This is a genomic window from Streptomyces sp. NPDC052020 (assembly GCF_040680575.1).
Classification (GTDB): Bacteria; Actinomycetota; Actinomycetes; order Streptomycetales; family Streptomycetaceae; genus Streptomyces.
On record NZ_JBFAWY010000058.1, the window covers coordinates 15,583 to 27,954 of the forward strand.

Genomic DNA, 12,372 nt, shown 5'->3' on the forward strand with positions numbered 1-12,372 from the left:
GCCTACTGCGCCCCGGGGCGCACCAGCCCGCTCTCGTACGCGTACACCGCGGCCTGCACCCGGTCACGCAGCCCCAGCTTGGTCAGCACATGCCCCACATGCGTCTTCACGGTGGTCTCGCTGACGAAGAGATCGGCGGCGATCTCGGCGTTGGACAGACCGCGCGCCACCAGCTTCAGCACCTCCACCTCACGGTCCGTGAGCGTGTGCAGGGTGTCCGGCACCGGCTCGTCACCGGAGGGCAGATGCGTGGCGTACTTGTCGAGCAACCGCCTGGTGATGCTCGGCGCGAGCATCGCCTCACCGGCGGCCACCACGCGGATCGCCTGCACCAGTTCGGCCGCCGGGGCGTCCTTCAGCAGGAAGCCGCTGGCGCCGGCCCGCAGCGCCTCCACCACGTACTCGTCGAGGTCGAAGGTGGTCAGCACCAGCACCTTCGCCGGGCCGTCCCGGTCGGGGCCGGTGATCTGCCGGGTCGCCTCCACGCCGTCCATCCGCGGCATGCGGATGTCCATCAGGACCACGTCGGGTTGCAGTGCCCGCACCTGGTCGAGAGCCTGGAGGCCGTCACCGGCCTCGCCGACGACCGCGATGTCCTGCTCCGCCTCCAAAATCATCCGGAAGCCCGTACGCAGCAGCGGCTGGTCGTCGACCAATAGGACGCGGATGGCCACGTAAGTCTCCTTCGCTAGTCCGGCCCCATTCTGCCCTGCGCGCCTGGGCCGATCCCCCTCCGGGCGGCCGCCCGCCGCCCGGCTCAGCCGCCCGCACCGGCGGCGGCCGGGCGCACGGGCAGCGGATAGGGCGGGGGAGTGCCGCCGAACTCCGGGCAGTGCGCCCGGTGGTCGCACCAGCCGCAGAGCTTGGTGGGCCGCGGCCGCCAGTCGCCGGTCTCGGTCGCCTGCCGGATCGCGTCCCACAGGGCCAGCAGCTTGCGCTCGACCCGCTCCAGATCGGCGAGGACCGGGTCGTACGTCAGCACGTCACCGCTGCCCAGATAGACCAGCTGAAGCCGCCGCGGGACGACCTTCTTCAGCCGCCACACCACCAGGGCGTAGAACTTCATCTGGAACAGCGCGCCCTCCGCGTACTCCGGCCGGGGCGCCTTGCCCGTCTTGTAGTCGACGATCCGCACCTCGCCCGTGGGCGCCACGTCGACCCGGTCGATGATGCCGCGCAGCCGCAGCCCCGACTCCAGCTCCGCCTCGACGAACAGCTCCCGCTCGGCGGGCTCCAGCCGGCTCGGGTCCTCCAGGCTGAACCAGCGCTCGACCAGCCGCTCCGCCTCGGCGAGCCAGCGCGCCAGCCGCTCGCCGTCCGGGTCGTCCGCGAACAGCTCCACGACCTCCGGGCGGCTCTCGCGCAGCCGGTCCCACTGGGCCGGGACGAGCGCCTTCGCGCGCGGCGCCGTCCGCTCGGCCGCCGGGGCGTCGAAGAGCCGCTCCAGCACCGCGTGCACCAAGGTGCCGCGCGTCGCCGCCTCGCTCGGCTTCTCCGGAAGGCGGTCGATCACCCGGAACCGGTACAGCAGCGGGCACTGCATGAAGTCACCGGCGCGCGAGGGCGAGAGCGTCGCCGGCGGTACGGCGGCGGGCTCCGGGGCGGTGGCCGTCGCCCGGATGCTCCCGCCCGCCTCCGCCTCCGCCGCCGCCCCGGCCGTCGCGGAAGGCTCCCTCCGCGGGGCAGGACCGGCGGCGGTCTCCACGACACCCTCGATGCTCGTCTCCATGCCCACAGACCTTACGGCCCGCCACTGACAGTGACCCACCCGCGCCCGTGAGGCGTGCGCCGTGGGAGAAGCCAGGGGTGCCGGGGCGGAACGGGACGCGAGGGCCGCATACCATCGACACGAGACCCTCCCGCCCGCGAGGTGCGGGAGACGCTTCGAACGAGGGGACACCGTGGACGTGAGCGGCGGGAGCGGGCAGCCGCGGTCCGGCAGCGAGGAACCGGCCGAGCACCACGCGGGGCGGGGAGCCCCGGCCGCGGACCCCGCGCACCCCGGCCCGGCCCCGAGCGGCGACACCCACCCGGCACCCACCGGCCCCGCCGCGCCCGGACCCGCTCCGGACGGCGAACCGGCCCGAGCCGGGGAACCCACCGGGGCCGAGGACCGGCGCGGTCGACCGTCCGGGAACGGCGATCCTTCTGGGAGCGGTGTCCCGTCCGGGAACGGTGACTCCTCCGGCGACGGTGACTCGTCCGGTACGGGCGGACCGGCCCCGGACGGCGGGGACGGCGGCCCGGCCCGGGCCGACGCGCCCCCCGCCGAGGACGACGCACCCCGTACCGGCACCACGGCCGCCCCTGCCGCCGGACCCGGCGACCGGACGCCCACCCACGCCCCGCACGGCGGAGCGGTTCCCGAGCCAGAGCGCCGCGAGGACGCCGGGCGCGGAACGGACGGCACGCCCGGGCAGGAGCCGCCGGCCGCCGCCGACGGCGGTCCGGCCGCCCCGGTCCCCGGCGCGGCCCGAAGCGGCGACCACCATGCCCCCGCCGACCCCGGCCCCGGCGGCGACCGCGCCGACTCCGCGGTCGCGCCCGGCCCCCCGCCGCAGCGCCCGCCGGAGCCCGGCGGCGGGCTGCTGATGGGGCGGCCCTTCGGCGTCCCCGTGTACGTCGCGCCGAGCTGGTTCCTCGTCGCCGCCCTGATCACCTGGGTCTTCGGCGGACAGCTCGACCGCGTCCTGCCCGAGCTGGGCGCCGCCCGCTATCTGGTCTCCCTGTTCTTCGCGGTCGCCTTCTACGCCTCCGTCCTCGTCCACGAGCTCGCCCACACCATCGCCGCCCTCCGCTTCAAGCTCCCGGTCCGCCGCATCCAGCTCCAGTTCTTCGGCGGTGTCTCCGAGATCGAGAAGGAGGCCGAGACCCCCGGCCGCGAGTTCGTCCTGGCCTTCGTGGGCCCCCTGCTCTCCCTCGTCCTGGCCGGCGTCTTCTACCTGGCCCTGCAACCCGTGGAGCCGGGCACCGTCCCCGGCGTCCTGCTGGCCGGCCTGATGGTCTCCAACCTCATCGTGGCCGCCTTCAACCTCCTTCCCGGCCTGCCCCTCGACGGCGGCCGGATGCTCCGCGCCGTCGTCTGGAAGCTCACCGGCAGGCCGATGAGCGGTACGGTCGCCGCCGCCTGGGTCGGCCGGGCCCTCGCCGTCTGCGTCCTGATCGGCCTGCCGCTGCTCACCCAGTCCGGGGCCCTCGGCGCCGACGCAGTGGACAACGTCGGCATGGACACCGTCATGGACGCCCTGCTCGCCGCCATCCTCGCCGCGATCATCTGGACCGGCGCCGGCAACAGCCTGCGCATGGCACGCCTGCGCGAGCACCTGCCCGACCTGCGCGCCCGCGCCCTGACCCGCCGCGCCGTCCCCGTCGAGAGCGACACCCCGCTCTCCGAGGCCCTGCGCCGCGCCAACGCCGCCGGGGCCCGCGCCCTGGTCGTCGTCGACGCCGAGGGCAGCCCCCAGTCGATCGTCCGCGAGGCCGCCATCGTCGGCGTCCCCGAGCACCGCCGCCCCTGGGTCGCGGTCAGCGGGCTCGCCCAGGAGCTCACCGACGGCATGCGCGTCTCGGCAGAGCTGGCGGGCGAGGAACTCCTGGACGTCCTGCGCGCCACCCCGGCGACCGAGTACCTCGTCGTGGAGGAGACCGGCGCGATCTACGGCGTGCTGTCCGCAGCCGACGTCGAGCGGGCCTTCGTCAAGGCCATGGCCCGCCCGTCCGCCTGAGCCCGCCATGGTCGGCGGCCCCGCCAAAGGCCGGTAGGCTGGTCACATGTCCGAACCGACCGGTGCCGCCCGCCGTCGCGGGCCCTTCAAGGTCGGGGACCAGGTACAGCTGACCGACCCCAAGGGCCGCCACTACACGTTCACGCTCGAGGCCGGGAAGAACTTCCACACCCACAAGGGTTCCTTCCCGCACGACGAACTGATCGGCGCTCCCGAGGGCAGCGTTGTCCGCACCACCGGGAACGTCGCCTATCTCGCGCTGCGCCCCCTGCTCCCCGACTACGTCCTGTCCATGCCCCGCGGGGCAGCCGTCGTCTACCCCAAGGACGCGGGGCAGATCCTCGCCTTCGCCGACATCTTCCCCGGCGCGCGCGTCGTGGAGGCCGGCGTCGGCTCCGGCTCGCTCAGCAGCTTCCTGCTGCGCGCCATCGGCGACCAGGGCATGCTGCACTCCTACGAGCGCCGCGCCGACTTCGCCGAGATCGCCCAGGCCAACGTGGAGCGGTACTTCGGCGGCCCCCACCCGGCCTGGCAGCTCACCGTCGGCGACCTCCAGGACAACCTGTCCGACACCGACGTCGACCGCGTCATCCTCGACATGCTCGCCCCCTGGGAGTGCCTGGAGGCGGTCTCCAAGGCGCTGGTGCCCGGCGGCATCCTGTGCTGCTACGTCGCGACCACCACCCAGCTCGCCCGGACCGTGGAGTCCATCCGTGAGATCGGCTGCTTCAACGAGCCGACCGCCTGGGAAACCATGATCCGCAACTGGCACATCGAGGGCCTGGCCGTCCGCCCGGACCACCGGATGATCGGCCACACCGGCTTCCTGCTCACCGCCCGCCGCCTCGCCGACGGCGTCGAGCCGCCGATGCGCCGCCGCCGCCCCGCCAAGGGCGCCTACGGCGAGGACTACGCCGGCCCCAACGCGGACGGAGGCGCCGGCCGCTGAGCCGGCCGCTGCCGCCGTCCACGTACGGACGTGCCGCCGTCAACCTGAGGACGCCGTTGCCGAGTTCCCGCGCACACCCGGGAACTCGGCCACGGCGTCCTCGCGTTGTCACGGGGCCCGGACCGGGTGCGCCGATCCCGTCCCGGTACCCACCCCGCCGTTCCGCCGCACTGTGACGTATGGCACGATGCTGGCCATCCCACCGGCACAGCCCTCACAGGAGACACTCCTCGTGCAGCACTCCGCCGTTCCGGACCTGGCGCACACGCACACCCGCCCCGTCCACTGGATCGCCACCGCGGCCGCGGTCGCCGGCGTCGTGGCGCTCTCCTCGCTTCTGCCGCCCGACGCCGCCACGGCGGCGCAGGCCGCCGCCGGTTCCAGGACGAACGCCACCCGGGCGGACGCCGCGCCGCCCGACCCGGCGACTGTCACCTTCCCGCTGGAGTGCGGCCCGGTCGAGGCGGTGGTGCGGAAGAAGGCCACCGGCGACCTCGACGGCGACGGCCGGCCCGAGACGGTCGCCGTCGTCCACTGCGACGCCCCCATGGGCACCCCGCCCGACGGCGTGTACGTCCTCACCGGCGACGCCGGCGGCGGCACGCCCCGCGTGGTGGCCACCCTCGTCGACCCCCGCGAACGCCGCACGGCCACCGCCCTCGCGGTACGCGACGGCGCCGTCCTCGCCACCCTGCTCGGCTACTCGTCGGCCGATGTGCCCAGTTGCTGCCCGGACGTGACGGATGACGTGAAGTGGCGGTGGAAGAACGGCGCGTTCGTCCGCGCGGAGCCGTCCCAGGCCCGGACGGTGTGACGGGCGCCACCGCCGGGGGCCGGTGGCGGCATCGGGGTCACGCTGTGAGAAAACAAACAGTGATCGCCTTCTGTTCAGACCCGGTCACTCTGCGTCGGGACCGAACAGCTCGACCTTGTCCGAAACGCGACGTACGTGAATGCATTCGCCCGGACACTCCTTCGCGGAGTCGACCACATCCGTGAGAAGCGGCAACGGCACGGGCGTTGTCGCCCCCTTGCTCTGCAGAAGCTCGTCGTCCGCGCCCTTGACGTACGCCAGACCGTCGATGTCCAGCTCGAACACCTCGGGCGCGTACTGGGCGCAGATGCCGTCGCCGGTACACAGGTCCTGGTCGATCCACACCTCCAGTGCCTCGCCGTCGACTCCGGCCTCCTGCTGCACGCTCATCTCTCCTGCCGTTTCTGCGTCGGGCTGCACGGAATCCGGCCAGCTCTGACGGGTGTTGAACGGTTCGACCCTACCTCCGTCTGCTTTTCAATCGTGTTCTGTGGGTATTCCCCTGGCGTGAGGGAGAGCGCAAGGGTGAAGATCAGACACACCCCGACCGTCTTTGTGATCTAGGGGTTTCAATCGACACCCACCCAGGTAGGGTCTGGAAGCGTCCAGCTCCCCTTGGAGGAGGTGAGGACCGTGGCAGCCCACGACGACGACATGAACCGCGGCATCCGCCCGGGACGCGGGTCCGACGACCCGGACGGGCAGATTGCCTACCTTGAGCAGGAGATCGCCGTCCTGCGACGCAAGCTCGCCGACTCTCCGCGGCACACGAGGATTCTCGAAGAGCGGATCGTCGAGCTTCAGACCAATCTGGCCGGCGTGTCCGCGCAGAACGAGCGACTCGCCAATACGCTCCGTGAGGCCCGTGACCAGATCGTGGCTCTCAAGGAGGAGGTCGACCGGCTCGCCCAGCCGCCGGCCGGCTTCGGTGTCTTCCTGCAAGCGAACGAGGACGGCACCGCCGACATCTTCACCGGGGGCCGCAAGCTCCGGGTGAACGTCAGCCCGAGCGTCGACCTCGACGAGCTGAGGCGCGGCCAGGAGGTCATGCTCAACGAGGCGCTCAACGTGGTCGAGGCCATGGAGTTCGAGCGCGTCGGCGACATCGTCACCCTCAAGGAGATCCTCGAGGACGGCGAGCGCGCCCTGGTGCTGGGGCACACCGACGAGGAGCGGGTGGTGCGGCTCGCCGAGCCGCTGCTGGACGTCACCATCCGTCCCGGCGACGCCCTGCTGCTCGAACCGCGCTCCGGATACGTCTACGAGGTGGTGCCCAAGAGCGAGGTCGAGGAGCTCGTCCTCGAAGAGGTGCCGGACATCGGCTACGAGCAGATCGGCGGCCTCGGCAACCAGATCGAGGCGATCCGCGACGCGGTCGAGCTCCCCTATCTCTACCCGGACCTCTTCCGGGAGCACGAGCTGCGTCCGCCCAAGGGTGTCCTGCTCTACGGGCCTCCCGGATGCGGCAAGACGCTGATCGCCAAGGCGGTCGCCAACTCGCTGGCCAAGAAGGTCGCCGAGGTGACCGGACAGGCGGCCGGCAAGAGCTTCTTCCTGAACATCAAGGGCCCCGAGCTGCTGAACAAGTACGTCGGCGAGACCGAGCGGCAGATCCGCCTGGTCTTCCAGCGGGCCAGGGAGAAGGCGAGCGAGGGCACGCCCGTCATCGTCTTCTTCGACGAGATGGAGTCCCTCTTCCGCACCCGCGGCTCCGGTGTCAGCTCGGACGTGGAGAACACCATCGTCCCCCAGCTCCTCGCCGAGATCGACGGCGTGGAGGGCCTGCAGAACGTGGTCGTGATCGGCGCCTCCAACCGCGAGGACATGATCGACCCCGCCATCCTGCGGCCCGGCCGGCTGGATGTGAAGATCAAGATCGAGCGTCCGGACGCCGAGGCGGCCAAGGACATCTTCGGAAAGTACCTCACCGAGCGCCTCCCGCTGCACGAGGACGACCTCGCGGAGCACGGCGGCGACAAGGCGGCCACCGTCCAGGGCATGATCCAGACCGCCGTGGAACAGATGTACGCCGAATCGGAGGAGAACCGCTTCCTGGAGGTCACCTACGCCAATGGCGACAAGGAAGTCCTTTACTTCAAGGACTTCAATTCCGGCGCCATGATCGAGAACATCGTGGGCCGCGCCAAGAAGATGGCGATCAAGGACTTCCTCGAGAAGAGCCAGAAGGGCCTGCGGGTCTCCCACCTCCTCCAGGCGTGTGTGGACGAGTTCAAGGAGAACGAGGACCTGCCCAACACCACCAACCCGGACGACTGGGCCCGGATCTCCGGCAAGAAGGGCGAGCGGATCGTTTACATCCGCACCCTTGTCACCGGAAAGCAGGGCGCGGACACCGGACGCTCCATCGACACGGTGGCGAACACCGGTCAGTACCTGTAAAACGCAGGGCGGCTGCGGGTGCCCTCACCGGGTACCCGCAGCCGGCTGTTTTTCAGGCCCGCGGATGGAGCAGGCAATGACGCAAATGATCTCCCCACCAGCGCAAAGGCGTTCTAGGCTCTTCCGTACCGCCGAGTCGCGCAGTGCGGGGACGGGTACCGCACACGTGATCGAGCACCAGCGGTATCTGAGCGGTGTCCACGACCGAGGGCGCCGCCGGGCAAGGAGGGCCGCATGACCGTACGGCGAGTAATGGGCATCGAGACGGAGTACGGGATCTCCGTCCCCGGCCACCCGAACGCCAATGCCATGCTCACCTCGTCCCAGATCGTCAACGCCTACGCGGCGGCGATGCACCGGGCCCGCCGGGCCCGCTGGGACTTCGAGGAGGAGAACCCGCTGCGGGACGCGCGAGGCTTCGACCTCGCCCGCGAGGCCGCCGACGCCAGCCAGCTCACCGACGAGGACATCGGCCTGGCCAATGTGATCCTCACCAACGGAGCCCGGCTGTACGTCGACCACGCGCACCCCGAGTACAGCGCGCCCGAGGTCACCAATCCGAGGGACGCCGTGCTGTGGGACAAGGCCGGCGAGCGGATCATGGCCGAGGCCGCGGAACGGGCCGCCCAGCTGCCCGGCGCGCAGCCGATCCACCTGTACAAGAACAACACCGACAACAAGGGCGCGTCCTACGGCACGCACGAGAACTACCTGATGAAGCGGGAGACCCCCTTCTCGGACATCGTGCGCCACCTCACGCCGTTCTTCGTCTCCCGCCAGGTCTTCGCCGGCGCCGGCCGCGTCGGCATCGGGCAGGACGGGCACGAGCACGGTTTCCAGCTGAGCCAGCGCGCGGACTACTTCGAGGTCGAGGTGGGCCTGGAGACGACCCTCAAGCGCCCGATCATCAACACCCGCGACGAGCCGCACGCCGACGCCGAGAAGTACCGCCGGCTGCACGTGATCATCGGTGATGCCAATCTGTCGGAGATCTCCACTTATCTGAAGCTGGGCACGACGTCCCTGGTCCTGTCGATGATCGAGGACGGTTTCATCGCCGTCGACCTCGCCGTGGACCAGCCCGTGCGCACCCTCCACCAGGTCTCGCACGACCCGTCGCTGCGCCACCTGGTCACCCTGCGCAGCGGCCGCACACTCACCGCGGTGCAGCTCCAGATGGAGTACTACGAGCTGGCGCGCAAATACGTCGAGGAACGGTTCGGGGCGGACGCCGACGACCAGACCACGGACGTGCTGAGCCGCTGGGAGGACATCCTCACCCGCCTGGAGAACGACCCGATGAGCCTGGCCGGCGAGCTGGACTGGGTCGCCAAGCGGGAGCTCATGGAGGGCTACCGGCGCCGGGACGGCGTGGACTGGGACGCCGCACGGCTGCACCTGGTCGACCTCCAGTACGCCGACGTGCGCCCCGACAAGGGCCTCTACAACCGTCTGGTGGCCCGTGGCCGTATGAAGCGGCTGCTGGACGAGGCCGAGGTCGAGCGGGCCCGCACCAAGCCGCCGGAGGACACGCGCGCGTACTTCCGGGGGCGCTGCCTGGAGCAGTACGCCGACGACGTCGCCGCGGCCTCCTGGGACTCGGTGATCTTCGACCTGCCGGGCCGCGACTCGCTCCAGCGGGTGCCCACCCTGGAGCCGCTTCGCGGAACGCGTAATCACGTCAAGGAGCTCCTGGACCGCTGCCGCACGGCCGAGGACCTGGTCAGGGTGCTCTCCGGCGGCTGAGCGGCCAAGGGCCGGGTGTCCGGGCCTCCGCGCGCACGCACGGCGGGCGGATACGCGGGTACCAGCACGAAGGCGGCCGGGCGGGGTGGAAAACCCGGCGTCTGGGAATCATGAAGGCAGGCCCCGTGCGTTGGAGAAACTGCGGGGCCGATGTCGGACCCGGCTTGTAGGGTCTGATCTTGACCGAGCGAATTGTGTCGGGCGAACCGAGCGGGGTGAGGGTTATGGCGACCAAGGACACCGGCGGCGGGCAGCAGAAGGCCACCCGGTCCACCGAGGAGGTCGAGGAGCAGGCGCAGGACGCGCAGGCTTCGGAGGATCTCAAGGAGCGCCACGAGAAGCTCAGCGACGATGTCGACTCCGTGCTGGACGAGATCGACGACGTGCTCGAGGAGAACGCCGAGGACTTCGTGAGGTCCTTCGTCCAGAAGGGCGGCGAGTAGGCCGGTCCGGCCTACGGGCCCACGGCCGGCCGGGCGGGCGACCGGCGGGTGAGAGGTGCGTGAGGTGTCGCGCGCGGTGCGGTGAGGCCGTGCCGCGCGCGGCGCCGCGTCCGGACCCGTTGTGTCCCCTTCCGGGGTTCCCGCCGAGTATGTGGATCACTGCCGCAAGGGGGGTAGGGTCCGTGGCGTACCGTGCTCCAGCCGAACGCCGCGCTGGGGCAGTTTCAACGATCGGCCCGACAATCACAAGGCGGGCTGCTGCATACGTGGAAGGAATCGCGTGGAAGCCAACACTCGTAGCACCGGGCGTCTACCAGCTGCCTTCCTGACGCCGGGGTCCTCCTCGTTCATGGACTTCCTCGCCGAGCACCAGCCGGAGCTGCTGCCGGGCAACCGGCAGCTCCCGCCGGTGCAAGGGGTCGTCGAGGCGCCGCACGGCACGACGATCGTGGCCGTGACGTTCCCCGGCGGCGTGGTCCTCGCCGGTGACCGGCGCGCCACCATGGGCAATGTCATCGCGCAGCGGGACATCGAGAAGGTCTTCCCTGCGGACGAGTACTCGGCGGTGGGCATCGCCGGCACGGCGGGTCTGGCCGTGGAGATGGTGAAGCTGTTCCAGCTGGAGCTGGAGCACTTCGAGAAGGTCGAAGGCACCCAGCTGTCGCTGGAGGGCAAGGCGAACCGCCTGTCGACGATGATCCGCTCCAACCTCGGCATGGCCATGCAGGGTCTGGCCGTGGTGCCGCTGTTCGCCGGATACGACGTGGACCGCGGCAAGGGGCGCATCTTCTCGTACGACGTGACGGGCGGACGGTCGGAGGAGCAGAGCTTCGCGGCGACGGGCTCCGGTTCGATCTTCGCGCGCGGCGCCATGAAGAAGCTGTTCCGCGACGACCTGAGCGAGGCCGAGGCCACGACACTGGTGGTCCAGGCCCTGTACGACGCGGCCGACGACGACTCGGCGACCGGTGGTCCCGATGTCGCGCGCCGGATCTATCCGATCGTCACCGTGATCACCGAGGACGGCTTCCGCCGGCTCACCGACGACGAGGCGTCCGGGATCGCCCGGTCGATCCTGGAACGGCGGCTGGAGCATCCGGACGGGCCGCGGGCGGCGCTGCTGTAGGGGGCGCCTTGTTTCGCCTTGTTTGTTGTCAGGTGATCCAGTGACTTCGACTGAAAGGGACGGATAACCGGTGTCGACGCCGTTCTATGTCTCACCTCAGCAGGCCATGGCCGACCGGGCGGAATACGCCCGCAAGGGCATCGCCCGCGGCCGCAGCCTGGTCGTGCTGCAGTACACCGACGGCATCGTGTTCGTCGGTGAGAACCCGTCCCGCGCGCTGCACAAGTTCAGCGAGATCTACGACCGGATCGGTTTCGCGGCCGCCGGGAAGTACAACGAGTACGAGAATCTGCGCATCGGCGGGGTGCGCTACGCGGACCTGCGCGGTTACACCTACGACCGCGATGACGTGACGGCGCGCGGGCTCGCCAATGTCTACGCGCAGACCCTCGGCACGATCTTCTCCAGCTCGGGGGAGAAGCCGTACGAGGTGGAGCTGGTCGTCGCCGAGGTGGGGGAGACTGCGGAGCAGGACCAGATGTACCGGCTGCCGCACGACGGCTCGATCGTCGACGAGCACGGCTCGGTGGCGGTCGGCGGCAACGCCGAGCAGATCAGCAGCTACCTCGACCAGCGGCACCGGGACGGGATGTCGCTGGCGGAGGCGTTGCAGCTGGCCGTGCAGGCGCTGTCGCGGGACACCAACGGCAGCCAGCGGGAGATTCCGGCCGAGCGGCTGGAGGTGGCGGTGCTGGACCGGACGCGGCCGCAGAAGCGGAAGTTCAAGCGGATCACGGGGAGGCAGCTGTCGCGGCTGCTGGAGCAGGGGGCCGCGGGCGAGTCGTCTGCGGGCGGGACGTCCGCGGCCGAGGAGGAGCAGGAGTAGGAGTAGCGGCGGTTCCGGGGGTGCCCGCGGGGCCTCCGGTGGGGGTGCGGGATGCCGGCGGCTTCCTGTGCGGGTTCGTGCGTTGTGGTGCCTGCGGCGCCTCCCTGCGGCTCCGGTGGGGGTGCGCGGAGCGGCCAGGGTCGGGGGTGGGTCGGGCCGCGCCGGGGGGTGTCCGTCCTCGGAACGGCGCGGAATCGGTCGGTGACCAACGCACCCGGGTCGACGCGCCAACCGCTGCGGGCGGACACCCCCCAGGATCGGGAAGATCCGCCGGGTCGGGTCCGGGCCGCCGGTGGCGGAGCCGTCGTCCGCCGCGCCGTACAGGGCGTGCAGCGCGGCCAGG

Annotated in this window: 11 protein-coding genes and 1 pseudogene; 8 read left to right on the forward strand and 4 right to left on the reverse strand. The window is 71.2% G+C overall.

Annotated elements, in window-relative coordinates:
• Positions 1-2: 2 nt before the first annotated feature.
• Both AB0L74_RS33265 and AB0L74_RS33270 read right to left on the reverse strand, forming a co-directional pair.
• Positions 3-674 carry a response regulator transcription factor gene (locus tag AB0L74_RS33265; RefSeq protein ID WP_365660846.1) on the reverse strand — a complete coding sequence of 224 codons (672 nt, stop codon included), beginning with the start codon at positions 672-674 and terminating at the stop codon, positions 3-5.
• Between the two features lie 83 nt (positions 675-757).
• A complete protein-coding gene (locus tag AB0L74_RS33270; protein ID WP_365660849.1) occupies positions 758-1,729 on the reverse strand; it encodes a PD-(D/E)XK nuclease family protein in 972 nt (323 codons plus the stop codon).
• 172 nt (positions 1,730-1,901) lie between these two features.
• Between AB0L74_RS33270 and AB0L74_RS33275 the strand changes: the two genes are divergently transcribed.
• From AB0L74_RS33275 to AB0L74_RS33285, 3 genes are all read left to right on the forward strand, one after another.
• Positions 1,902-3,725 carry a site-2 protease family protein gene (locus AB0L74_RS33275; RefSeq protein ID WP_365660853.1) on the forward strand — a complete coding sequence of 608 codons (1,824 nt, stop codon included), beginning with the start codon at positions 1,902-1,904 and terminating at the stop codon, positions 3,723-3,725.
• Positions 3,726-3,771: 46 nt separating this feature from the next.
• Positions 3,772-4,674 (forward strand): tRNA (adenine-N1)-methyltransferase, encoded by a 903-nt coding sequence (locus AB0L74_RS33280; RefSeq protein WP_029386781.1) that lies wholly within the window; start codon positions 3,772-3,774, stop codon positions 4,672-4,674.
• Positions 4,675-4,906: 232 nt separating this feature from the next.
• Positions 4,907-5,488 (forward strand): hypothetical protein, encoded by a 582-nt coding sequence (locus AB0L74_RS33285; RefSeq protein ID WP_365660856.1) that lies wholly within the window; start codon positions 4,907-4,909, stop codon positions 5,486-5,488.
• An 84-nt stretch (positions 5,489-5,572) separates the two neighbouring features.
• Here the strand turns inward: AB0L74_RS33285 and AB0L74_RS33290 are convergent, their stop codons facing one another.
• Positions 5,573-5,878, reverse strand: a complete 306-nt coding sequence (locus tag AB0L74_RS33290) for a ferredoxin (protein ID WP_365660859.1) — start codon at positions 5,876-5,878, stop codon at positions 5,573-5,575.
• A gap of 243 nt (positions 5,879-6,121) precedes the next feature.
• Here AB0L74_RS33290 and arc point away from each other — a divergent pair, with 243 nt between their 5' ends.
• The 5 genes from arc (at position 6,122) to prcA (ending at position 12,029) form a co-directional block, all read left to right on the forward strand.
• On the forward strand, positions 6,122-7,888 hold the full coding sequence (gene arc, locus AB0L74_RS33295; protein WP_365660862.1) for a proteasome ATPase: 1,767 nt from the start codon (positions 6,122-6,124) through the stop codon (positions 7,886-7,888).
• Positions 7,889-8,122: 234 nt separating this feature from the next.
• Positions 8,123-9,634, forward strand: coding sequence for a depupylase/deamidase Dop (gene dop, locus AB0L74_RS33300; RefSeq protein WP_365660865.1), 1,512 nt, complete (start codon positions 8,123-8,125; stop codon positions 9,632-9,634).
• Positions 9,635-9,858: 224 nt separating this feature from the next.
• The gene (locus AB0L74_RS33305) at positions 9,859-10,077 is read left to right on the forward strand and encodes a ubiquitin-like protein Pup (RefSeq protein ID WP_020939002.1); all 219 of its coding nucleotides are present in this window, start codon (positions 9,859-9,861) and stop codon (positions 10,075-10,077) included.
• Positions 10,078-10,357: 280 nt separating this feature from the next.
• Entirely contained in the window at positions 10,358-11,203 is an 846-nt protein-coding gene (prcB, locus tag AB0L74_RS33310; RefSeq protein WP_365660868.1) for a proteasome subunit beta, read from the forward strand.
• Between the two features lie 70 nt (positions 11,204-11,273).
• Positions 11,274-12,029 carry a proteasome subunit alpha gene (gene prcA / locus AB0L74_RS33315; protein WP_365660871.1) on the forward strand — a complete coding sequence of 252 codons (756 nt, stop codon included), beginning with the start codon at positions 11,274-11,276 and terminating at the stop codon, positions 12,027-12,029.
• Positions 12,030-12,281: 252 nt separating this feature from the next.
• Here the strand turns inward: prcA and AB0L74_RS33320 are convergent.
• Positions 12,282-12,372 (reverse strand): annotated as a pseudogene (locus tag AB0L74_RS33320) (proteasome subunit beta); the annotation flags it as partial.